The 22,958-nt window shown below is 60.6% G+C and carries 17 protein-coding genes, 1 tRNA gene and 6 pseudogenes; 16 read left to right on the forward strand and 8 right to left on the reverse strand.

Annotation, left to right across the window (positions count from 1 at the left end; all coding sequences use genetic code 11):
* Positions 1 to 71: 71 nt before the first annotated feature.
* The gene (locus QF045_RS06385) at positions 72 to 1,490 is read right to left on the reverse strand and encodes a short-chain fatty acid transporter (RefSeq protein ID WP_306491499.1); all 1,419 of its coding nucleotides are present in this window, start codon (positions 1,488 to 1,490) and stop codon (positions 72 to 74) included.
* 185 nt (positions 1,491 to 1,675) lie between these two features.
* Here QF045_RS06385 and QF045_RS06390 point away from each other — a divergent pair, with 185 nt between their 5' ends.
* Positions 1,676 to 2,965 (forward strand): MFS transporter, encoded by a 1,290-nt coding sequence (locus tag QF045_RS06390; protein ID WP_306491500.1) that lies wholly within the window; start codon positions 1,676 to 1,678, stop codon positions 2,963 to 2,965.
* A 3-nt stretch (positions 2,966 to 2,968) separates the two neighbouring features.
* Here QF045_RS06390 and QF045_RS06395 read toward each other — a convergent pair whose 3' ends face one another.
* The gene (locus QF045_RS06395) at positions 2,969 to 4,339 is read right to left on the reverse strand and encodes a gluconate:H+ symporter (RefSeq protein WP_306491501.1); all 1,371 of its coding nucleotides are present in this window, start codon (positions 4,337 to 4,339) and stop codon (positions 2,969 to 2,971) included.
* Between the two features lie 340 nt (positions 4,340 to 4,679).
* Between QF045_RS06395 and QF045_RS27690 the strand changes: the two are divergent.
* The 3 genes and pseudogenes from QF045_RS27690 to QF045_RS06405 form a co-directional block, all read left to right on the forward strand.
* Positions 4,680 to 5,366, forward strand: a pseudogene (locus QF045_RS27690) (PAS domain-containing protein); the annotation flags it as partial.
* Positions 5,367 to 5,474: 108 nt separating this feature from the next.
* Positions 5,475 to 5,906: pseudogene (locus QF045_RS27695) on the forward strand (methyl-accepting chemotaxis protein); the annotation flags it as partial.
* 56 nt (positions 5,907 to 5,962) lie between these two features.
* A complete protein-coding gene (locus tag QF045_RS06405; RefSeq protein ID WP_306491503.1) occupies positions 5,963 to 6,538 on the forward strand; it encodes a flavin reductase family protein in 576 nt (191 codons plus the stop codon).
* Between the two features lie 100 nt (positions 6,539 to 6,638).
* Here the strand turns inward: QF045_RS06405 and QF045_RS27700 are convergent.
* Both QF045_RS27700 and QF045_RS06415 read right to left on the reverse strand, forming a co-directional pair.
* Positions 6,639 to 6,875, reverse strand: a pseudogene (locus QF045_RS27700) (hypothetical protein).
* A gap of 448 nt (positions 6,876 to 7,323) precedes the next feature.
* Positions 7,324 to 8,133 (reverse strand): AraC family transcriptional regulator, encoded by an 810-nt coding sequence (locus QF045_RS06415; protein WP_306491505.1) that lies wholly within the window; start codon positions 8,131 to 8,133, stop codon positions 7,324 to 7,326.
* Between the two features lie 144 nt (positions 8,134 to 8,277).
* Between QF045_RS06415 and ddlA the strand changes: the two genes are divergently transcribed.
* A complete protein-coding gene (ddlA, locus tag QF045_RS06420) occupies positions 8,278 to 9,372 on the forward strand; it encodes a D-alanine--D-alanine ligase (RefSeq protein WP_306491506.1) in 1,095 nt (364 codons plus the stop codon).
* A 50-nt stretch (positions 9,373 to 9,422) separates the two neighbouring features.
* Here the strand turns inward: ddlA and ggt are convergent, their stop codons facing one another.
* The 3 genes from ggt to QF045_RS06435 all read right to left on the reverse strand — a co-directional run bounded on the left by ggt (position 9,423) and on the right by QF045_RS06435 (position 12,270).
* Complete coding sequence (gene ggt, locus QF045_RS06425) at positions 9,423 to 11,234, reverse strand: gamma-glutamyltransferase (RefSeq protein WP_373424406.1); 1,812 nt, start codon at positions 11,232 to 11,234, stop codon at positions 9,423 to 9,425.
* A 194-nt stretch (positions 11,235 to 11,428) separates the two neighbouring features.
* Positions 11,429 to 11,505: transfer RNA gene (locus QF045_RS06430), tRNA-Met, on the reverse strand.
* 213 nt (positions 11,506 to 11,718) lie between these two features.
* Positions 11,719 to 12,270 carry an RNA polymerase sigma factor gene (locus QF045_RS06435; protein WP_306491508.1) on the reverse strand — a complete coding sequence of 184 codons (552 nt, stop codon included), beginning with the start codon at positions 12,268 to 12,270 and terminating at the stop codon, positions 11,719 to 11,721.
* Positions 12,271 to 12,532: 262 nt separating this feature from the next.
* Between QF045_RS06435 and QF045_RS06440 the strand changes: the two genes are divergently transcribed.
* The 11 genes and pseudogenes from QF045_RS06440 to sctU all read left to right on the forward strand — a co-directional run bounded on the left by QF045_RS06440 (position 12,533) and on the right by sctU (position 22,676).
* Entirely contained in the window at positions 12,533 to 13,597 is a 1,065-nt protein-coding gene (locus QF045_RS06440; protein WP_306491509.1) for an HrpJ domain-containing protein, read from the forward strand.
* A pseudogene (gene sctV, locus QF045_RS06445) lies at positions 13,594 to 15,688 on the forward strand (type III secretion system export apparatus subunit SctV). Before QF045_RS06440 ends, sctV begins: the two are co-directional and overlap by 4 nt.
* Positions 15,689 to 15,725: 37 nt before the next feature.
* The gene (locus tag QF045_RS06450) at positions 15,726 to 16,625 is read left to right on the forward strand and encodes an FHA domain-containing protein (RefSeq protein WP_306494861.1); all 900 of its coding nucleotides are present in this window, start codon (positions 15,726 to 15,728) and stop codon (positions 16,623 to 16,625) included.
* Positions 16,622 to 17,980, forward strand: coding sequence for a FliI/YscN family ATPase (locus QF045_RS06455; RefSeq protein WP_306491510.1), 1,359 nt, complete (start codon positions 16,622 to 16,624; stop codon positions 17,978 to 17,980). Before QF045_RS06450 ends, QF045_RS06455 begins: the two co-directional genes overlap by 4 nt.
* A complete protein-coding gene (locus QF045_RS06460; RefSeq protein ID WP_306491511.1) occupies positions 17,967 to 18,395 on the forward strand; it encodes a YscO family type III secretion system apparatus protein in 429 nt (142 codons plus the stop codon). The genes QF045_RS06455 and QF045_RS06460 overlap by 14 nt, the downstream gene beginning before the upstream one ends.
* On the forward strand, positions 18,392 to 18,850 hold the full coding sequence (locus QF045_RS06465) for a type III secretion system HrpP C-terminal domain-containing protein (RefSeq protein ID WP_306491512.1): 459 nt from the start codon (positions 18,392 to 18,394) through the stop codon (positions 18,848 to 18,850). The genes QF045_RS06460 and QF045_RS06465 overlap by 4 nt, the downstream gene beginning before the upstream one ends.
* Positions 18,847 to 19,861, forward strand: a pseudogene (locus QF045_RS06470) (FliM/FliN family flagellar motor switch protein). The gene QF045_RS06465 and the pseudogene QF045_RS06470 overlap by 4 nt, the downstream one beginning before the upstream one ends.
* Positions 19,858 to 20,512, forward strand: a pseudogene (gene sctR / locus QF045_RS06475) (type III secretion system export apparatus subunit SctR). Before QF045_RS06470 ends, sctR begins: the two co-directional pseudogenes overlap by 4 nt.
* A gap of 7 nt (positions 20,513 to 20,519) precedes the next feature.
* The gene (sctS, locus tag QF045_RS06480) at positions 20,520 to 20,783 is read left to right on the forward strand and encodes a type III secretion system export apparatus subunit SctS (protein WP_306491513.1); all 264 of its coding nucleotides are present in this window, start codon (positions 20,520 to 20,522) and stop codon (positions 20,781 to 20,783) included.
* A 10-nt stretch (positions 20,784 to 20,793) separates the two neighbouring features.
* Positions 20,794 to 21,582: a type III secretion system export apparatus subunit SctT gene (gene sctT, locus QF045_RS06485; RefSeq protein WP_306491514.1), complete on the forward strand. Its 789-nt coding sequence runs from the start codon at positions 20,794 to 20,796 to the stop codon at positions 21,580 to 21,582.
* Entirely contained in the window at positions 21,579 to 22,676 is a 1,098-nt protein-coding gene (gene sctU, locus QF045_RS06490) for a type III secretion system export apparatus subunit SctU (RefSeq protein WP_306491515.1), read from the forward strand. The genes sctT and sctU overlap by 4 nt, the downstream gene beginning before the upstream one ends.
* Here sctU and QF045_RS06495 read toward each other — a convergent pair whose 3' ends face one another.
* Positions 22,677 to 22,943 (reverse strand): hypothetical protein, encoded by a 267-nt coding sequence (locus QF045_RS06495; protein WP_306491516.1) that lies wholly within the window; start codon positions 22,941 to 22,943, stop codon positions 22,677 to 22,679.
* Positions 22,944 to 22,958 lie beyond the last annotated feature (15 nt).

The following is a 22,958-nucleotide window of genomic DNA, read 5'->3' on the forward strand; positions in this document are numbered from 1 at the left end:
TTAAGGCAGCTACAAGTTCCAAGCCTCAAGCAGCAAGCTTGAAGCTAAAAACTTGCAGCTTGAGGCTGCTTTTAAGGCATCACCGGCGGCAAATACTTCAACGTCGTTCCCAACGCCCACAGCAGGAACAACACCAGCGGCGTGTGCACCAGCAGCTGCACAAACGAGAACCCGATCAGATCCCGCGCCTTGAGCCCCAACACCCCGAGCAACGGCAGCATGTAGAACGGGTTGATCAGGTTCGGCAGCGCTTCGGCTGCGTTGTAGATCTGCACCGCCCAGCCCAGGTGATATTGCAGGTCGTTGGCCACTTGCATCACGTAAGGCGCTTCGATGATCCACTTGCCGCCGCCGGAAGGGATGAAGAACCCAAGCACCGCCGAGTACACGCCCATCAGCAGGGCGTAGGTGTCGTGGGATGCGATGGAGGTGAAGAACAGCGAGATATGGTGCGCCAGGGTCTGCCCGTCGCCGCCTTTGACCACGGTCATCAGCGCCGCAATCGAGCCGTACAGCGGGAACTGGATCAGCACGCCGGTGGTGGTCGGCACGGCGCGGGCCACCGCATCGAGGAAGCTGCGCGGGCGCCAGTGCAGCAGCGCGCCGACCATGATAAACAGGAAGTTATAGGTGTTGAGCCCCGAGATGGCACTGATGGCCGGTTTGGTCGAAAACTCGTGGAATAACCAACCGGCCGCCAGCAACGCGAGCAAGATCGTCAGCAACGGGCTGTGCTCCAGCCATTCGCCAGGGCGGGTAGGTGCCTGGGGCTTGGGCAGATTGAACGCCGGGTCGACGCCGCAGGCCTTGGCGTCCCGTGCACTGTTCGGGCCCGGTGCGGTGGCATAGGCGATGATCAGCGATACGATGATCAGCGCCAGCAGCATCACACCGGATTGCCACAAAAAGATGGTTTCGGTAAACGGGATCATTCCGGTGATCGCCAGGATCGACGGCGGCAAGCTGGCCGGGTTGGCCTGCAACTGCGCGGCCGAGGATGACAACCCCAGCGCCCACACCGCGCCCAGGCCCAGATAGGCAGCCGCGCCAGCGGCACGGTAGTCCATGCGCAGGTCCGTGCGCCGGGCCAGTGCGCGCACCAGCAAACCGCCGAACACCAGCGACAGGCCCCAGTTGAGCAGCGACGCCACCATTGAAATCAACGCGACCCAGGCCACGGCCGAGCGGCCGTTTTTGGGGATGCGCGCCAGGCGGTCAATCAGCTTCACCGCAGGTGGCGAACTGGCGACTACATAGCCACCGATCACCACAAAAGCCATCTGCATGGTGAATGGAATGAGGCTCCAGAACCCGTCACCAAACGCTTTGGCGGCTTCGGTGGGCGCAGCGCCCATGCCCAGGGTGGCCACTGCAACGATGATCACGGCAAGGGCGGCGAACACCCAGGAGTCCGGAAACCAGCGCTCGGCGAAGTTTGAGCAACGCAGGGCGAATCGGGCATAGCGGCTTTCTTCGATAGCATCGGCCACGAATCTTTCCTCTTGTATTTATTATGGGGTTGGCAGTTTTCCGGCATGTTCCTCCACGATCATTGATTTGGGAATGTAGTTATCTTCATCGATCAATGAGTAAAACAAATATATCCGCCGCGATTGCCAGGATCCGGTTCAACTCATAACCTGCACGCCATTTCGTCCGTCTGCCGAGCTTGTACATGACTGCCACCTTTTCTTCACAGGCGCAGCGCTTCTCCCGCTCCGACTACAAAACCCTGGGCCTGGCCGCCCTCGGTGGCGCCTTGGAAATCTACGATTTCATTATCTTCGTGTTCTTCGCGCTGACCCTCAGCCAACTGTTCTTCCCCCCGGAAATGCCCGAGTGGCTGCGGCTGCTGCAAAGCTTCGGCATCTTCGTCACCGGCTACCTCGCACGTCCGCTGGGCGGCATCCTGATGGCGCACTTTGCCGACCACCTGGGACGCAAGCGTGTGTTCAGCCTGAGCATCCTGATGATGGCCTTGCCCTGCCTGCTGATCGGGATCATGCCGACCTACGCGCAAATCGGCTATTTCGCACCGCTGATCCTGCTGGCGCTGCGCGTCTTGCAAGGCGCTGCGGTAGGCGGTGAAGTGCCCAGCGCCTGGACCTTCGTCGCCGAACACGCCCCGCGCAGTCATCGCGGCTATGCCTTGGGTTTCCTGCAAGCGGGCCTGACGTTCGGCTACTTGCTCGGCGCACTCACGGCTACGCTGCTCGCACAGGTATTTTCCCCGGCCGAAATTCTCGACTACGCCTGGCGCCTGCCCTTCCTGCTTGGCGGCGTATTCGGTGTGATTGGCGTATGGCTGCGTCGCTGGCTCAGCGAAACCCCGGTGTTCCTCGAAATGCAGGCCCGCCGCCAGGCTGCCGCCGAATTGCCGCTGCGCACCATATTGCGCGACCACCGCGCCGTGTTGCTGCCGGCGATGATCCTCACCTGTGTGCTCACGTCGGCGGTGGTGGTGCTCGTCGTCATCACCCCGACCATGATGCAGAAAACCTTCGGCATGAGTCCCAGCCATACCTTCGCCTTGAGCGCGTTGGGGATTGTGTTCCTCAACATCGGCTGCGTATTGGCGGGCCTGCTGGTGGACCGTATTGGCGCCTGGCGCGCGGTGCTGGTCTACAGCCTGCTGCTGCCGGTGGGGGTGTTTATGCTGTACGCCAGCTTGATCAACGGCGGTATCTGGCTGGGCGCGGCGTATGCCGTGGCAGGCTTGAGCTGCGGTGTGGTGGGTGCGGTGCCGTCAGTGATGGTCGGCCTCTTTCCGGTGCAGGTGCGGGTGTCGGGAATTTCCTTCACCTACAACATTGCCTATGCGCTCTGGGCGAGCACTACACCGCTCATGCTGATTGCGCTGATGCCCACAAGTCCGTGGATTTGCGTGGGCTATTGCGTGGTGATGGGCGCGGTGGGGGCCGGGAGTGCGGCGCTGTTCGGCAGGCGCCACACCCTGGTTGGCTGAGGCTCAGGTCAGGAAGTGCCAGAGCAGCAATGTACCGACCAGCCCGACCACCGAAACGATGGTCTGCAACACCGACCACACCCAGATCGTCTGCTTGAGCTGCAAGCCAAAGTACTCGCGCACCATCCAGAATCCGGCGTCATTGACGTGGCAGAAGAACACCGAGCCTGCGCCAATCGCCAGCGCCACCAGTGAACTCTGGGTCGCCGCGAGCCCGGCCATCATCGGTGCGAGAATGCCCGCCGTGGTGGTCGTGGCGACGGTGGCCGAGCCGGTCGCCTGACGCAACGCCACGGCGATCAACCAGGCCAGCAACAGGTACGGCATGTGGGCGCCTTCCGCGACCTTGCTGATGGTCTGGCTCACCCCGGCGTCGAGCAGCGTTTGCTTGAGGCCGCCACCCGCGCCGATGGTCAGCAGCAACACGGCGATGGGCGCGAGGGCTTTGCGCAGGGTGTTGCCGACATCGGCGCGTGGCATGCCGGCGGCCCAGCCCAGGCAGATCACCGCGGCGATCACCGCCAGGCCGAGGGCAATCAGCGGTTCGCCGAGGAATTTCAAGGTCAGGCCGACCGTGCTTTCTACAGGGAGAGCGACTTTGGCCAGGGTGCTGCCGAGCATCAGAATCACTGGCAATAGAATGATCAGCAACGATACGCCAAAGCTCGGCTGACGCGGCGCCTTGGGCGGTGCGCTGAACAGCGCGCCGATTTCGGCCGGTTCATCCACATGCAGGCGCTTGGATAGCCAGTTGCCGTAGAGGGGGCCGGCCAGGATCACCGCCGGCACCGCCAGGCAGAATCCAAGCAGCATGGTCAGCCCCAGGTCGGCGTGCAGCGCGCCCACCGCAATCAACGGCCCTGGATGCGGTGGCATCAGCGCGTGCAGGGTGGTCATGCCCGCGAGTGCGGGGATGGCGATTTTCAGCAGTGGCTGGTTCGAGCGCTTGGCCATCACAAAAATGATCGGCACCATCATCACCAGGCCGACTTCGAAGAACAGCGGCAAGCCGATCACCATGGCGACCAGTGCCATCACCCACGGCAAGGATTTGCCCTTGCCCAGCCCGAGCAAGGTTGTGGCGATACGGTCGGCCGCGCCGGATTCGGCCATCAGCGCGCCGAGCATAGCGCCCAGGGCGATGATAATCCCGGCTTCGCCGAGAATCGCCCCGGCGCCTTTGCTGAACGCCTTGGCCACTTCTTCCGGTGGCAGCCCGGCGCCGACCCCGGCAATAAAGGTGCCGATCAGAATCGACAGGAACGGCGGCAATTTGGTCGCGCTGATCAGCACGATGATGCTGGCAATCGCCAGCAGTACGCAGGACATCAAGCGGGTGTCGTGAACCATCCACGCGGCAGTCGATAACTCCAAGACAGGACTCCTCATCGAGCAGGTTGGCTAATGTGTTTCTTTTTGTTTCTGAAAGAAAAGCATACCTGATACCGCGCCAGCCAAGTGCAACGGGCCTTTTTGGTGCAAGGCGCCTCACGTGCTGGGGGGGTGAATGGAAGCTGAAGGATCCAAAAAATATAGTTCGGCCAGTGCCTGAAGCCCTCTTCAGAAAAAACCCGCAGCGCCGATGCAGGTTAAGACGCCCTCCCCACTTGCCTATCGGTGCCCCATGTTCAATACCCGCCTGAAGCAGGAGCTGTCGGCTCTTCGCGAAGAATTGTCGAGCTTGCACCAGGTCAAACAGAGCCTGGAAAGCGAAATGCTCTGTTTGACGCTGGATACTGATGGCCGAGTGGAGTGGGCGAATGCCAACTTTCTGCAGGAACTGATCTACACGTTGAGCGAGATTCAGGGGCGGCCAATCGAAGAGCTGGTGCCGGCCCACATTCGCCAGGACCCATTCCAGTTGCGTTTCAAACAGGCGCTGACGCGTGGCGAACATTTCGCTGGCGCGGTGCGGCTAATGCGCGGCAATGGCAAAGAGGCGTGGCTACGCTCGATCGTACAACCGGTGCGCAGTTCAGACGGGCGCATCAAGCATTTTTCGATTTATTCCAGCGACCTCACGCGCACCATCGAGAGTTCGCGTGAACATCAAAACCTGATCACTGCACTGATGCGCTCCACCGCGTTGATCGAATTCGATCTGGACGGGCAAGTGCTCACCGCCAATGACCGCTTCCTCGGCGCCATGGGCTACAGCCTGGCGCAGATCCAGGGTAAGCATCACCGTATGTTCTGCGAGCCGCAGGAGTACAACAGCCCTGATTACCAGCAGTTCTGGAAGCGCCTGAACGCCGGCGAGTTCGTCGCGGCGCGCTTCAAACGTGTGGACAGTCATGGCCGTGCGGTGTGGTTGGAAGCCACCTATAACCCGGTGGCGGACGCCAATGAGCGGCTGTACAAAGTGGTCAAGTTCGCCACGGTGATCACCGACCAGGTCAACCGTGAACAGGCGGTGGCCGAGGCGGCCAACATCGCTTACAGCACCTCCCTGCAAACCGATGACAGCGCCCAGCGCGGTAACACCGTGGTGACCCAGGCGGTGGACGTGATGCGCGACCTGGCCCAGCACATGCAGCATGCCGGCCAAGGGATCGAGGCGTTGAACGCCCAGTCCCAGGTGATCGGCAGCATCGTCAAGACCATCAGTGGCATCGCCGAACAGACCAACCTGCTGGCGCTCAACGCGGCCATTGAAGCCGCTCGGGCCGGCGAGCAGGGGCGTGGGTTTGCGGTGGTGGCCGATGAGGTGCGGCAGTTGGCCTCAAGAACCAGCAAAGCCACTGAAGAGATCGTCGGCGTCGTGCGCCAGAACCAGGACATGGCCCGCGACGCGGTGGCCTTGATGGCCGGCGGCCGCCTGCAAGCCGAACAAGGCCTGGCGCTGGCGGCCGAAGCGGGCACAGTCATCGTGGAAATTCAGGACGGCGCGCAAAAGGTGGTGAGCGCCGTCGGGCAATTCGCCAACCAGTTGACGAGCTGACCGGTGGCTCAGGCTTGAGGTATCGTAGGTTTTTTTAGCGCGAAGAGCCGATCCCCATGAGCCCAACTCACCGTCGTCCGGTCCCATTGTCCAAGGCCTACCGCTTGCTCAACCACGGGCCGACCGTGCTGGTCAGCGCCGCGCATAACGGCCGGCGCAATATCATGGCGGCTGCCTGGGCCATGCCGCTGGATTTCGAGCCGCCTAAAGTCGCGGTGGTTCTGGACAAGGCCACCTGGACCCGCCAACTGCTTGAAGGCGCCGGTACCTTCGTGCTCCAGGTGCCTTGCGTCGCGCAGGCCGACCTGGTGCAAACGGTCGGCAACACCAGCGGCGCCGACACCGACAAGTTCGCCGCCCATGGGCTGCACACCTTCAGCGGCGAACACACCGAAGCGCCGCTGGTGGAAGGCTGTGTGGCCTGGCTTGAATGCCGCTTGCTGCCCGAACCGGGTAATCAGCAAACCTATGACCTGTTCCTCGGCGAAGTGGTCGCCGCGTATGCCGATGAGCGTGTGTTCAGCGAAGGGCATTGGCACTTTGAAGGCCATGATGAACTGCGCACGTTGCACCATGTGGCGGGTGGGAATTTCCTGGCCATTGGCCAACCGGTTGTCGGGCACCAGCTCTGACCAAGGGGGCAGGCCCAGTTAAGCGAGCGCAATGCTCAAAACAGCGAAGATCAACTGTGGGAGCAGGCAAGCCAGCTCCCACATGGGGTTTGTGATGTTTTCAGGTTCGTGGCATGCACTCGATGGTGCGGTTTACCACGGTCTTGGCCATCTCCAGCAAGTGCCAGGCGGCATGGATTCAGGCGCGGTCGTGGGGTTGCTGGTGATCGCAACAGTCCCACACCGTGGCCGATGCGCTGTTGATCAGATGGGAAATATAGAGTTGAGCGTCTTCGAAGCTGAGCTCTTCATTGACGGCTAGGCAATCCATGGGTGGATCGGGAAGTGCTTTGGTCACTCCTGATTAAGTCAGAAGCCAGCCCGGTCGCGACTAAACGAAGGGTGGCGGCTGTACGCAGGTTAGTCGACCGGCTAATCAGGAAAATCCGGCGCACCCGAGGGTGCCCTGCGCACAGCCACCATAAAACCTCATGGAGGACCATGCGCCTGATTAGAGTCCGGGCGACTAAACCCGATCACCGAAATTCAGCGACGGAGCGAAGACTAGCCATCGATTCCAACAGGCACAAGGTGGCGGAGATTTTCTCGGAAACGTCCTGCAATTTAAAGGGACACGGCTTGCTGGCCCTTTACAAACCATGACCAAATGCCAGCAACGCCACTTTATCTAAATGTGGGAGAAGGCTTGCTCCCGATGGCGGGGGATCAGCGACAGGTATGCTGGCTGACACACCGCCATCGGGAGCAAGCCCCCTCCCACATTTGAATGCATCCCAAGTCTTGGATCAGCGCCCGAGCATCTTCACCCAGCGCGACGGCGGCATGCCGTAGGTGCTGCGAAACTGTCGGGTCATGTGGCTTTGGTCACTGAAGCCGGCGGTCATCGCCGCGTCCACCAATGGCTGGCCCTGGGCCAAAAGGTGGCGCACCAGGTCCAATCGACGCATGGTCAGGTAGCGGTAGGGGCTGGTACCGAACAGTAAGCGAAAATCTCGCGACAACGCCCAGCGATCGCGCTCGGCATGCTCGGCCATTTCATCCAGGGTGATGCTGCGGCCCAGGGCGCTGTGGATAAATTCCCGGGCACGTTCGGCGGCGACGTAGTCGAAGGATGTGCGCTTGGCGATTGCGCCGCTGGCATCGCTCAGCGCCTGGGCGACGTCGAACATCGCGTCCTGCTCCTGCATCGGGTCGATCGGGCAATCCAGGCTTTGCAGCAGCACTTCGCTGGCGCGATGCAGTCGGGGGTCGGTGGAGACACCGCCAGGTATGAACGGCAACGGCTTGCCGCCGAGGATCTGCTGGATCAGCGCCGGTTGCACATAAATCATCCGATACTTGAAACCTTCCGCGCTGCCCGCACGGCCATCATGGATTTCATCGGGATGAATGACCATGGTAGTGCCGGGCAAGCTATGGGTCATGCCACCGCGATAATGAAAACTCTGCACACCGAACAACGTACGGCCGATGGCGTAGGTGTCATGGCGATGGGGGTCGAACGCAAAGCCGGCAAAGTACGCCTCGATACGGTCCAGGCCGCTGGCGTGCGGGGCGCGGTGCAGCCAGTCGGAGGTGTGGGTAGGGTTGCCCATGGTGACTTGTCACAAAAGGAGGTGGAAACACGTTAACCCAGTCTGTATGCGTTGTCTGCCGGGGTCTTGCACGATCGTGCAGGGGCTGGCAAACCACCGAGTGCCCGTGGTAAGAAGCCTTACTTTCAGCAGTGAGGCCGGGTCATGAGCAAGGTGCGGGTAGGGATTATTTTTGGCGGCCGTTCAGCCGAGCATGAAGTGTCATTGCAGTCGGCGCGCAACATCGTCGACGCTCTTGACCGTTCGCGCTACGAGCCGGTTTTGATCGGTATCGACAAGGCCGGTCACTGGCACCTCAATGACACCTCGAACTTCCTGATCAACCAGGAGAACCCGGCGCTGATTGCCCTCAACCAGTCCAACCGTGAACTGGCGGTGGTGCCCGGCAAAGCCAGCCAGCAAGTGGTTGAGACGTCCGGGCAGGGCCTGCTGGAACACATCGACGTGATTTTCCCCATCGTTCACGGCACCCTTGGCGAGGACGGTTGCCTGCAAGGCCTGCTGCGCATGGCGGACCTGCCCTTCGTCGGCTCGGACGTGCTCGGCTCGGCGGTGTGCATGGACAAGGACATCAGCAAACGCCTGCTGCGTGACGCCGGCATTGCCGTCACCCCGTTCATCACGCTGACCCGCAGCAATGCGGCGCGCACCTCCTTTGCGGCGGCAGCAGGCAAGCTCGGTTTGCCGATGTTCGTCAAACCCGCCAACCAGGGCTCATCAGTGGGCGTGAGCAAGGTCGGCAGCGAAGCCGAGTACCACGCGGCGGTCGAGCTGGCCTTGGGTTTCGATGAAAAAGTGCTGGTGGAATCCGCCGTCCAGGGCCGCGAGATCGAATGCGCCGTGCTGGGCAACGACAACCCTATCGCCAGCGGCTGCGGCGAGATCGTGGTCAGCAGCGGCTTCTATTCGTATGACAGCAAATACATCGATGCCCAGGCGGCGCAGGTGGTGGTGCCGGCGGATATCAGCCATCAAGCCAGCGAACGCATTCGCAGCCTGGCGATTGAAGCGTTCCAGGTGCTGGGATGCGCCGGGTTGGCGCGGGTCGATGTGTTCCTGACCGACGACGGCGAAGTGCTGATCAACGAAATCAACTCGCTGCCCGGTTTCACTCGCATCAGCATGTACCCCAAGTTGTGGCAGGCGGCCGGCATGAGTTATAGCGAACTGGTCAGCCGCTTGATCGAGCTGGCGCTGGAACGGCATGCCGCGCGCAAGGGCTTGAAGATCAACCGCTGAACCGTCTGCGCGGTGGCGAGGGAGCCCGTTCCCCCGCCACACAGGATGAATCAATCGCCCAATGCTTCGCCTTCGCGGCGCGGGTCTGCACCACCGCTCAGCGACACCTTGCCTTGGGCATCACGTGTGCGAACAATCGCCTGCACGCCGCTGGTCATGTCTATTTCGCTCAGCTCATGGCCCTTGCGCTTCAATGCCTGCTTCACATCCTGGCTGAACAACCCGGCTTCCAGTTCGGTCGCGCCGTTGCGGCTGCCGAAATTGGGCAGGTTGATGGCCGCTTGCGGATCGAGTTTCCAGTCGAGCATGGCCACCAGTGACTTGCTCACGTATTCGATGATCTGCGAACCGCCCGGCGAACCCACCGTGGCCAGCAATTCACCGCTCTGACGGTCGAACACCAGCGTCGGTGCCATGGCAGAGCGCGGACGTTTGCCGGGCTGCACGCGGTTGGCGACGGGCTGGCCGTTTTCTTCGGCGATGAACGAGAAGTCGGTCATCTGGTTATTCAGCAAAAAGCCCTGGACCATCAGGTGGGAGCCGAACGCCGCTTCCACCGTGGTGGTCATCGATACGGCGCCGCCCTGGTCGTCCACGGCCACCACTTGCGAGGTGGAAATGCGCAGCGGCGAGCGGTCCGGCGCATAGGCGACCTGGATGCCCGCCGGCTGGCCTGGCTTGGCCACGCCCATGCTGCGCTCACCGATCAGTGCGGCGCGCCGGTTCAGGTAATCGGGGGCGACGAGACCTGCAACGGGTACCGGCGTAAAGTCCGCATCGGCCACGTAAAGCGCGCGGTCAGCGAAGGCCAGGCGCCCGGCTTCGGCGATCAAATGCACGGCCTCAGGCGTTGGTTCAAGCCCGGCGGGCGAGGTGCTCTGGGTTGGCGTCATCGGCGCGATGGCCTGGCGCGGGTCACGGGCTTGCAGCGCCTGCAGCGTCCCCAGGATCTGCGCCACAGCGATGCCACCCGACGATGGCGGCGGCATGCCGCACACCTTCCATTGTTTGTAGTCGGTACACAACGGCGTGCGTTCCTTGGCGACGTAGCCCTTGAGGTCGGCCTGAGACAGGCTGCCGGCATTGCCATGGCCCTGCACCTTGCGTGCGATCTCATCGGCGATCGGGCCGTGATACAGCGCGTCCGGTCCCTCCTTGGCGATACGTTTGAACACCTTGGCCAGCGCCGGGTTTTTCAACAGTGTGCCGGTGGCTTTTGGCGACCCGTCGGCATTCAGAAAGTAAGCTGCCATGTCGGGTGACTGCGCGATAAAACGGTCTGCGGCGATCAAGCTGTGCAAGCGCGGGGAAATCGCGAAGCCCTGTTCAGACAAACGAATCGCCGGTTCGAACAGCTTGGCCCATTGCAGGTGGCCGGTCTTGCTGTGCGCCATTTCCAGGGCCCGCAACACCCCCGGCGTGCCCACCGAGCGCCCGCCAATCTGCGCATCGGTGAATGCCATTGGCGTGCCGTCGGCGTTCAGGAACAAGCGCTCGGTCGCCCCGGCCGGAGCGGTTTCACGACCGTCATAGGCGTGCACGTGTTCGCCGTCCCACAGCATGATGAATGCGCCACCGCCGATGCCGGAGGATTGCGGTTCCACCAGCGTCAACACCGCTTGCATGGCGATGGCGGCATCGATTGCCGAGCCACCCTGGCGCAACATTTCGCGCCCGGCTTCGGCGGCCAGAGGGTTGGCGGCGGCGGCCATATGCCGCTCGGCGTGGCGGGTGGTGAGGTCGGTGCGATAGCCCGAACCCAGTTCCGGCGCGGGTGGTTGATCATTGATCGCGGTGTGGCAGCCGGCCAGGGCGAGAGTGGTGGCAACTATTGTCAGTTGACGGCGGGAAATAAAAAGCACGCGCTGAACTCCGTTCATTTTGAGAATGATCTGGTCTTCCTGTCGGCAGACTTTAGCGCAGTAGAGGAGGGAGTTATGCATCGAAGATTAGAGATGTGCCGACCGCAGCGTGACGTTATCGACCATTTTCCCACCCAGGGTAAACAGCGGGCATAAAAAAACGGCCTACCTTTCGGTAAGCCGTTTTTAGTACTTGGTGGCTACACAGGGACTTGAACCCCGGACCCCAGCATTATGAATGCTATGCTCTAACCAACTGAGCTATGTAGCCAAGTGGCGCGCATTATTCGCGTAGAACGGGAATGCGTCAAGGGTTTTTGTTAAGTTTTTTTCTACGCTTTCAACTGTTTAACGAAAAGCAGGCTCAGTGGCGACGAGTGGCCGGGTGCCATTCATGCTGCGGGTCTCTTGCAGCCGCGCGCGTAAAGACGCGATCGCGTTGGGCGCAGATCCTTTTCGCCCAACGGTTTGCCTCTAGCGGTACTTACGGCAGCAACGGGTTGTGAGTCACGCGTTTAAGCTGTTCGCGCGCCCGTGACAAGCGTGAGCGTACCGTGCCGATGGGGATGTCCAACGCATCTGCGGTGTCCTGATAGCTACCATCGGTTTCGAGCGAAGCGTAGAGCGTCTTGCGCATTTCCACCGGCAGGTGGTCGATGGCGCTCAGGGTTTTTTCCAGGCGTCGGTTGACTTCAAATTCCCAGTCCAGGCTGTTGTGTTCTTCCTGGCCATGCCACAACGATTCGTCGAACTCGCAATGCACAGGTTTGGCATACATGCGCCTGAAGTGGTTGCGGATGAGGTTCTGGGCAATCCCGCACATCCAGGTGCTGAGGGTAGCCTGGCCGCTGAAACGCTCTCGGTTGCGCCAGGCTTCCAGGTAAGTGAGCTGCAGAAGATCGTCGGCGTCTTCGGGGTTGAGTACGCGTTTATGAATGAAGCGTCGCAGTTTTTTTTGCTGGTCGTCCGTCAGTTGTACCATGAACTGAGGCGAACTGCCGACGAGGTGCGCTAGATCACCAATAGGTATTTTCATGTAGTTTTCCTCCGGGAACGCTCTATCGAAATGGTTTCGATAGAGCCCCTTTTGCACTGGCTGTGCCAAACGGAGAAAACTCATAACTTATTGATATATATAGATATATATTTCAGTAGGCGCTTTTATTGTGCCGTAAATTGCAAAAAGGAAGATCTGGGCGTGCGGGTATTTTCATACCCATTGCCGTGAAATGTTTCGATGGAACTGAGTCGCAGCGGCTTGCCACACAGGGACACAAACTTCCCATTCCGGCCGGCCCATGAAAGTTGAATCCTTCAGCGATGTGCAGCAGATCCAACCTGCGGACAGAACCAGTGCGAACACTGTCGAAGCGCCAGGCCGTCCACTTGGTCTGGATGACCTTGCGCAGATTTTCAGCGAAGAAGTAAAGCTCAACGCACAGACCCTGGGCCGTCGTTCCATTGGAGCAAAAGTTTCGCCCGTCGCTGAGTTTGCGCAGCTTTATGAGCAGCTCGGTCATCCCGGTCAAGCCACGCTGGAAACCATTGTTCGTCGCTTTCGGTTCGAGCTGCTGCGCAAGCCCACTGTCGGAAAGCTGGTAAGCCTGGCCGGCAGCGACCCCGCACGTGCCTTCGTGGTGCTTCAGTTCATCGCCAACGAAGCGCAAACCAATGGATTGAAAATAGAAGAGGGCTTGGCACGGGGTGCCTTGAAAGACCTGAGGCATGCGTTCAGCGGGCCGATCCAGGCCGGCCTCAATATCGCCTTGGCATTGAAAGAAGCCAGCGCTGACCCGCAGGAACGTCAAGATGTGCGTGCGCTTTATTACGCCTGCGTGGTGGTCCGTCAATCGCTGGCATTGATGCTGCAAACGCTGTTGAAGATGTATGGCTTGGCCGAGTTTTCAAGAGGCGTCGACCTGATGACGCAGGCGCTCAATGGCGACATCGCGGCGCATACGCAGTCGGTGCCTACGGAAAAATTGCGCCTGCTGCTAAAGGGCTTGGCCCAGTGTCGCGAATTGCGCTCGGTGCTGGGCAACTGTGAGGCGTTGATCAAGCGCTTGAACGTCGATCAGGATGCGGTGAATTTGTTGCAGCGTTTTCTAGGTTACGCCAGTACCGGCATCGATTCGGCTGAGGTGCAAAGGCTGGCCAGTGAGTTTGGTGGCACGCTGCTTGCCGCCCGACTGCAATCGCTCAACGAATTGGCCACGCAGATAAAAGCGCTGCCCAAGGCCTGGTGGCTTGATGCTCAAGCCCAGGCGTCCGCCGTGAAAACCTTCAAGGACGTCATGGTTGAGTGGGCACGCGAAGACCGCGGTCACCTGAATTCTCCCGGCGAGACGAGGACGTACGGGTGACACTGCTGTCATCGATCAATGGCTTACTGCTCAAGGTCGCGCGGCGTGCCGAAGTGCTCGGCGCGGTGGTGGTCCTGGCCATCGTGTTCATCTTCATTGTGCCGCTGCCTACCTGGCTGGTGGACATCCTGATCGCGTTGAATATCTGTATTTCCTGCCTGTTGATCGTACTGGCGCTGTACTTGCCGGGGCCGTTGGCGTTCTCGTCGTTTCCCTCGATCCTGCTGCTGACCACCATGTTTCGTCTGGCCCTGTCGATTGCCACCACGCGCCTGATTCTACTGGAGCAGGACGCAGGCGACATTGTGGAAGCGTTTGGCAATTTCGTGGTGGGCGGCAACCTGGCAGTGGGTCTGGTGATCTTCATGATCCTGACCATCGTCAACTTCCTGGTGATCACTAAAGGTTCGGAGCGGGTCGCCGAAGTGGCTGCCCGCTTCAGTCTGGATGCGATGCCGGGTAAGCAGATGTCGATCGACAGCGATCTGCGCGCCGGTTTGATCGATGGTGCGCAGGCTCGCGACAAACGTGAGCAGCTGTCGCGCGAAAGCCAGCTGTTCGGGGCCATGGACGGGGCCATGAAGTTCGTCAAGGGCGACGCCGTTGCTGGTTTGATCATCGTGGTCATCAACCTGCTGGGGGGCTTTTCGACCGGCATGTTCCAGCACGGGATGAGCGCTGGCGAGTCAATGGCGCTGTATTCGGTACTGACCATCGGTGACGGCCTGATCGCGCAGATACCTGCGCTGCTGATTTCCCTGACGGCCGGCATGATCATTACCCGGGTGGCGCCGGACGGGCGCAAAGGCGTCAGCAACATGGGCGCCGAAATTGCGCGGCAAATGACCAGCGAACCCAAGAGCTGGATGATCGCGTCGGTGGGTATGTTGGCCTTTGCGACGCTCCCCGGCATGCCTACCATGGTGTTCATTCTGATTTCGCTGATGACCGGCAGCCTGGGTTACTACCTCATGCGCCAGCGTCAGCGCGAGGAGTCCCCAGAGGCGCCGGACGAGACAGCGGTCCGTCCGGAAGAGAACGGTGATGAAGACCTGCGTGGCTTCGACCCATCGCGGCCATATCTGCTGCAATTCAACAGTGAGAAGTATGGCGCTCCTGAAGTCATCGACATCGTTCATAAGATTCGTCAGACCCGCAATGCGCTGGTTGCCAATATCGGTTTGACGCTGCCGCCGTTCGAAGCCGAGTTCAGTGAGTCGCTGGCGGTCGATGAGATGCGCTTTTGCGTGCATGAGGTGCCAGTGGTGAAGGCAACGCTCAGCGACCGGGTGGCTGTCGAATACGCCGCCCTGGAGCCGCCCCCGGACAGGGGTGAACGAGGGCTGCCTGAGCGGGACGAAGCGGACTGGTTGTGGTTGGAGTCGGATGACCCGCTGCTTGAGGACCCCCAGGTTGAATATTTCACCGCACAGAGCCTGATCATCGAAGCGCATGAAGCGGGCAATGCTGCTGAGCGGGCCGCGGTTCCTCGGCATCCAGGAAAGCAAGTCGATCCTCAGCTGGCTTGAACACAACCAGCCGGAGCTGGTGCAGGAGCTGCAGCGCATCATGCCGCTTTCGCGCTTTTCGTCTGTGCTTCAGCGCCTGGCGGGCGAGGGCGTGCCACTGCGCGCCGTGCGCTTGATCGTGGAGTCATTGATCGAGTACGGCCAGCATGAGCGCGAACCGGACGCCCTGGCCGATTACGCACGTATTGCCCTCAAGTCCCAGATCTATCACCAGTACAGCGAGGCCGACGGCCTGCACGCGTGGCTGCTGTCGCCACAGACCGAGAACATACTGCGCGAAGCGTTGCGCCAGACCCAGAGCGGCGTGTTTTTCTCCCTCGATAACGACAGCAGTGCCGCCTTGGTCGGCCTGCTCAACCAGGCCTTTGTGCTCCGCCCGAAAGCCAAGAGCGTGCTGTTGGTGGCTCAGGATTTGCGCAGCCCGTTGCGCGCGCTTTTGCTGGATGAGTTCCACCATGTGCCAGTGATGTCGTTTGCCGAATTGGGGAGCAACTCCAAGGTCAAGGTCCTGGGCCGTTTCGACTTGGGTCAGGACGAACCGATGCGAGGAGCGGCGGCATGAGCGCTCAGTTCTTATCCGGATCGAGGGCGGCCCCATGATGTTCGAACTGCGGGTGCTGGATGGCTTGCATCAAGGCGCCGCGCTGCCGTTGTTTGGCGAACAGTGGAGCCTGGGTGCCAACGCGGACGCTGATCTGCTGTTGAACGATCCTGGGGTTGCTGAGCATCACGCGCGTTTACAATTGGCCGATGGCCGCTGGTCGGTGCAGGCCGAGGCGGGACTGCTTAAAGACAGCAATGGGCAAGTGCTGGCGCAGATCGGCGGGCTTGCGCTGAACACGGTCTTTTCGATCGGCTCCGTGCGCTTGTGCGTCAGCGCTGCCGATCAGCCTTGGCCACCGGCACCCGCACCTGCACCGCACGCTCCTGAGCCTGCGAGCCAGGCGCCGCTCGCCCTGACGCTGTCATCGATCCCAGCGTCCCAGCAAAAACGTCTGATTAGTCTGGTGCTTGCGTTCGCCGTGCTCACGGCGGTGGCTGGGATTATCTTCAGTGGAGAACGCAAGGCTCAGGCATCGCTGATGCCGCCAGTGATTCAGAAGCCCGAGCTGGGCTCGCCATTCGAGGTGCGCCAGCAACTGTTAAAGATGCTCAGTGAGCGCGAGTTGACCTCGCGGGTCAGCTTGCAAGTCATCAACGGCCAGATTTCGCTGAGCGGTGATGTTTCCCAGGATGACGCGGATCTGGTTGCGCGCATGCTCGACCGATTTGCCGGGCAGTTCGAAACCGCTGTGCCGGTGATCAGCCGCGTACGCATGCGCGACGGCGCATTGCCGTTCAAGATCGTGCAGATCATCAGCGGCCCGAACGGCCATGTTGTGCTGGACGAGGGTACCCGGCTGTTCGTGGGCGACGAAGTGAATGGTTTGCGCCTGGTGCTGATCGATAACAGCAAAGTGGTGTTCGACGGGGCGCAGCGCTATGAGGTGCGTTGGTGAGCGGCTCGTTGCAAGAGCGCCTGGAGGCCTGGCAACGCCGACAATTGGCGACGTTGGACGGCTTTGCGCCGGTCACGATGCGCGGTCGCATACAACGCGTCAACGGCATGCTGATGCAGTGCCGTCTGCCCCAGGCGCGCATTGGCGATCTGTGCGAAGTCGAAAAACAGCCCGGTGAGTACATGCTCGCCGAAATTATCGGTTTTGATCAACAGGATGCCGTACTCAGTGCCCTGGGCAATCTGGAAGGCGTGAGCGTGGGCGCCGGCGTAGAGCGCCTTGGCGTGCCGCACAGGGTTCGCGTGGGGGATGATTTGCTGGGCCAGGTGCTGGACGGTTTCGGTCGGCCGATTGGCGGCGACGGCCCCAGTGCGTTCGCCGAAGCGGATACGCCCGACGCAACCCCGGTACTGTGCGAGGCGCCGCTGCCCACGGAGCGACCGCGGATCAACCGCGCGTTGGCCACGGGGGTGCGTTCGATCGACGGCCTCATGACGCTGGGGGAAGGTCAGCGCGTCGGGCTATTCGCGGGGGCAGGTTGCGGGAAGACAACCTTGTTGGCCGAGATCGCCCGTAACGTGGAGTGCGATGTGATTGTGTTCGGTTTGATCGGCGAACGAGGCCGCGAGTTACGCGAGTTTCTTGACCATGAATTGGATGATCAGTTGCGTGCCAAGGCGGTGCTGGTGTGCTCCACCTCCGACCGTTCCAGCATGGAGCGTGCCCGCGCTGCATTTACCGCAACGGCGCTCGCCGAAGGCTTTCGACGTAAGGGCCAGCGTGTGCTTTTGCTGATCGATTCCTTGACGCGTTTTGCGCGGGCGCAGCGTGAGATCGGCCTGGCTGCGGGCGAGCCGCTGGGGCGCGGCGGCCTGCCGCCTTCGGTGTACAGCCTGTTGCCGCGCCTGGTGGAGCGCGCCGGGTTGACGCGTGAGGGCGTGATCACCGCGATCTACACGGTGCTGATCGAGCAGGACTCGATGAATGATCCGGTGGCCGACGAAGTTCGCTCGCTGCTGGACGGGCACATCGTGCTGTCACGCAAGTTGGCCGAGCGCGGTCATTATCCGGCCGTTGACGTGCTGGCCAGCCTGTCGCGAATTCTCACCAATGTCGCCGAGCCCAGGCATATTCAGGCCGGTACGGCATTGCGGCGCTTGTTGTCGGCCTACCAGCAGATCGAGCTGATGCTCAAGCTGGGCGAATACCAGGCGGGCAACGATGCCTTGACCGACATGGCGGTGAGCAGTCGTCAGGCGGTGGATAGTTTCCTGCGCCAAGACCTGCGTGAGCCTTCTGCGATCGATACGACCCTGGACCAACTGACGGAGCTGACTGCCTATGTCCCATTCTGAAATGTTGCCCGGTGAGTTCGAAACCTTGCGGCGTTTGCGGCGATACCGTGCCGATCGCGCCGAGCGTGCGCTGCGCGAGGCCAAACGGTTGCAGCAAGCGCTGGTGACGGACATCCAGCAGGCGCAAGACACGCTTGAGGAAACTCGTCGGGAAGAGGCGCGCCAATGTGCCCAACTGTTAAGCGAGCACCAGGGGCAGGTCGTGAGCTTTCAGGCGTTGAAGTACTGGAGCCTCAAGGAGCAGAGCCTGTCGGCCGGTACCCGGCGTGACGAAGGTCAGTTGCAACAGCTGCGAGGGCAGCAAGAACAGCGTGAAGCACAGGTAGGTATCGCGCAAAAGCACGCCACCCTGTGCCTGCGCCAAGTAGAAAAACTGCAGGAGCTGGTCAATTTACTCACCCAGGAACCGATATGACTCCCACCTCGGCCGGCACGCCTGAGCGCCAGCAGCGACGCGACCTTCGCGAGGACCGTGTCCACGAAATGGCTTCCCCGGTGCCTTGGGAGCAACGGCAGCTCTTTACCCAGTTGTTCTCTGATGACGAGCAGGACTTCGGCCGTAGCGCTTCACTGGCCGCAATCAAGGCATCCGGCGATGTTGCCATGGTCGAGGCGCTCACGGAGCAGTTGGTACCTCGTCTGCAAAGCCCTTCAACGTCTGCGCTGACGATGGCCATTTATTTTCCACGCCTGGGGCGGATCAACGCCCGTATCCGCCAGGAAAGGGCTGGGTGGAATATCGAGCTTGAGGCGGAACAGAAAGCCACAGCGCACTGGCTCTGTGGCGTACGCCATCAGTGTGAGCAACGGCTTGCCGCGAGTCTGGCGCTACCCGTGGCGCTATCCGTGGCGAATTTGGCGCCGGCATGATGTTGCCATCTCTGGCGTTGCGGACTGTGAGGGCTGATGCAGTGGCTGCCCGTCAGCGGCTGGGGCGTGGGTTACGTTTGCCATTCCAGGTCGCCGAGCAGTGTGGTGAATTACGTCTCGAGCCCGGTGTCGAGCCGGCTGGCGCTCAGTCGCTGTGCTTCGAAACCACGTGTGGGGTATTGGCGTTCAGCGAGCCGGGGGCCGCAGTTGAGCTTGATGGGCGAATGCCCGGTGACATTGGCCCAGGCCGGCAACGATCCGGAGTCGTGGTTCTGGGCATTGTTTCAGCATTACCTGAGCCCGCAGATACGTGATCTGTTCGGCTATGTGCGGCTGCTGGAAACCGATCGCCCCGACGAATTCGGTTGCCGACTCAGCGTTACCTTGGGGGCTTCGCGAGTCATGGGCTATGTGTGGCTGGCTCCTGAAAGTTTCCTGGCGTTGTGCGACGCCGCTCCATGGTGCTCTATCGCAGCCCCCTTGCCAGCGCAGTTCCAAGTGGCGGTTGCCGTCACCCTGGGGCGCATGCGCCTGGCGATCGCGCAAGTGCGCGGCCTGCGCGCCGGTGATGTGCTGGTTCCCGAACTCGCGCTGTTTCAGGCGCAGGGCAGTGGTTATGTCCAGGCGGGCAGACATCGGCTGCGGGGCAGTATTGACGATGAAAACGGGACTATGAGCCTGACCCTTTCTTCTATCGAGGACACGTCCGTGGACGAGAATTTTGCAGCGCAAGCCCACTCCGAGGATGCACAGGATGAACCGGTGGTGGATATCTTTGGCCACGAGCCATTTGACGAGTTGAGTATGGCGCTGAACGTTCGCTGCGGCACACTCAATCTTACGCTGGGCGAGTTGCGCAATCTGGGCCCTGGCTCCGTGCTGGGCATTACCGGTTACGCGCCTGGCCTGGCAGGCCTTTACTACGGCGATCGGCCAATTGGACAGGGTCAGTTGGTGGAAGTCGACGGCCGCCTGGGCTTGCAGCTGTCCCGCGTGCTTTTCGGTCGATGATACTTCAGGGGCTGGACCCCCTCGTTTTGGCACTGTTTCTGGCCACGCTGACGCTGATGCCGATGCTGTTGATCATCTGCACATCTTTTTTGAAGATCGTGATTGTGCTGATGATTACCCGTAATGCCATCGGTGTGCAGCAAGTGCCGCCAAGCATGGCTATCAACGGCATCGCATTGGCCGCGACCGCTGTTTATCATGGCGCCGGTGGGCTATGAGATCGCTGAAAGCCTCAAGACCACTCCGCTGGACACGAGCAGCTTACAGATGGTGCTGCAGACAGGCGCAGAAGCCATAAAGCCGTTGCGTGCATTCATGCTGCGCAATGTCGACCCCGACGTGCTCACTCACTTGCTGGACAACACGCACCGCCTCTGGCCTGCGCAAATGGCCCAGGAGGTCCAGCGTGAGGACCTGATCCTGCTGGTCCCTGCTTTTGTCTTGTCGCAACTGCAAGCGGGGTTCGAGATCGGGTTTCTGATCTACATCCCCTTTATCGTGATTGACCTGATTGTTTCCAACCTCTTATTGGCGCTGGGCATGCAGATGGTTTCGCCCATGACTATTTCCCTGCCGCTCAAATTGCTGCTGTTTGTGATGGTATCCGGCTGGTCGCGGCTGCTCGACAGCCTGTTCCTTTCTTATCTCTGAGCCGACTATGGAACCGATCCTATTGTTCAAGCAGGGCATGTTGCTGGTCGTGGTATTGACTGCCCCACCGCTGATCGTGGCTGTGGTGGTGGGCGTGCTGACCTCGCTGGTCCAGGCGCTGATGCAGGTGCAGGATCAGACGCTGCCGTTCGGCATCAAGCTAGTGGCGGTGGGGGTTACGCTTATCATGACCGGACGATGGATTGGCCTGGAGTTGATCCAACTGATCAACCTGACGTTCGACATGATCGGCCGCTCGGCCCTCCATTGAGGTTGCTCCTGTGCTGCTGTATCTCGAATTTCTGCCCAGTCTGCTGATCTCCATGGCGCGTATTTATCCCTGCGCTTTTCTGGTCGCAGCATTCAGTTTTCAACATATTCGTGGCATGCCCCGGCACACGATCGTGATGGTTATTGCACTGATCCCCGCACCAGGCATCCATGCAGCATTGGAGGGAATGGATTACTCGGCGCTCATGCTCGCCGCCCTGGCGCTCAAGGAGTTGGCCCTTGGGGTGTTGCTGGGCGTATTGCTGTCAATGCCGTTCTGGATGTTCGAGTCGGTGGGCGCGCTGCTGGATAACCAGCGAGGCGCGTTGGCCGGGGGCCAGCTCAACCCATCGCTGGGCCCGGATGCGACGCCGATCGGACACATGCTCAAGCAACTGGCGATTTTTCTGTTGATGATCAGTCTGGGGCTTGGCGCGCTGACCCAGGTGATCTGGGACAGCTACCTGATCTGGCCACCGACGGTGTGGTTTCCGCTGCCGGGACCCAATGGGTTCAGCGTATTTATCGCGCTGATCGGGGATACGTTCACGCACATGATGCTTTACGCCGCACCCTTTATCGCCGTGCTGCTGTTGCTGGAATTCGGCATCGCGCTGCTGGGGGTCTACAGTCAGCAATTGCAGGTGAGTACGCTGGCTCCGCCAATCAAGAGCCTGGCGGGTATCGGTGTCCTCTTGCTGTATTTTGCGTTGCTGCAAGACCTGATCGTCGGGCGCATGAGCCTGCTGGGTGACCTCAAGCATTCCCTTGGGCTGTTGTTCAAGGTCGCGATGCCATGAGTGACTCGGGAGAGAAAAAACACCCTGCCTCGGCCAAAAAACTGCGTGACCAGCGTAAGAAAGGCCAGGTTTCCCAGAGCCAGGATGTGGGTAAGTTACTGGCGCTGACAGCTATCAGCGAAATCGCGTTGTATACCGCCCAACGCAGTTTGCAACGCTTCGAACAGCTGATGGTGTTACCGATCTCACGCATCAATCAGCCCTTTGTGCGAGCGCTGGAAGAAGTGCTGTTCGACGCGATGGTGGTATTTTTATCGTTCGCCCTGTTGATGGCTGGGGTGGCAATTGCCATGAAGCTGATCAGCAGCTGGATGCAGATCGGCTTTCTGTTTGCCCCGGACGCCCTCAAGCTCGATTTCAATCGGGTCAACCCCATGACCCAGCTCAAGCAGATGTTCTCCGCCCAGTCGGTGATGAACCTGCTGATGAGCGTGGTCAAAGCGTTCCTGCTGGGGCTGGTTGTGTACCTGGTGGTCTGGCCCTCTCTGGGCGCTCTGATTAATCTGGCCAACAGCGATCTGCAAAGTTACCTGTTGGCGCTGATTGCGCTGTTTCGCTATCTGCTTCATGCCTGTCTCGGGTTGCTGCTGGTGTTGGCACTGATCGACCTGACAATGCAAAAGTACTTTTTCGCCAAGCGCATGCGCATGACCCAGGTCGAAGTGGTCAAAGAGTACAAGGACATGGAAGGTGACCCTCACGTCAAGGGACAGCGCCGCTCGCTGGCGTATCAGCTGGCGCAGGAAGAACCCAAGGTCAAGTTGCCCAAGCTGGAGGAGTCGGACATGCTGGTCGTCAACCCGACTCACTTTGCCGTCGCCTTGTATTACCGTCGCGGCAAGACGCCGTTGCCGCAGTTAGTGGCCAAGGGTACGGATGCACAGGCGCGCAAGCTGATCGATCGCGCCAAGGCGGCGGATGTTCCGGTCATTCAGTGCGTTTGGCTGGCCCGCACAATTTACGAGAAAAAGCTCGGTGCGCCGATTCCCCGCGAGACGTTGCAGGCCGTGGCGTTGATCTACCGCACCTTGCGTGAGCTTGACGATGAAGCCAAACGTGAAACCCTCACGCTGCCTGAACTCGATAAGCGCTGATCAGGGTGTAGCCCAGAGGTCCAGCGCTTGTAGGTTGGCCAGCGTCAGCATCCGGCTGAGGGTCTTGAGCACTGCCTGGCGCTGGGTGGGCAAGGCATGCCAGATAACCAGTGCGTCCGGTTTGTCCAGATAGAGGTAACAGCCGTCAAACGCCAGCGCCTGTTCAAAGCGACGCTCCAATACCCGTTCCAATTGCCCGGATTGCAGGGCCATGCTGGTGATTTGCAATGCCACGCCCTTGCGCGTGCCGACATCGCATGAACGCACTGTGACCCCCGCGCA

Source organism: Pseudomonas sp. W4I3 (genome assembly GCF_030816195.1).
Lineage (GTDB): Bacteria > Pseudomonadota > Gammaproteobacteria > Pseudomonadales > Pseudomonadaceae > Aquipseudomonas.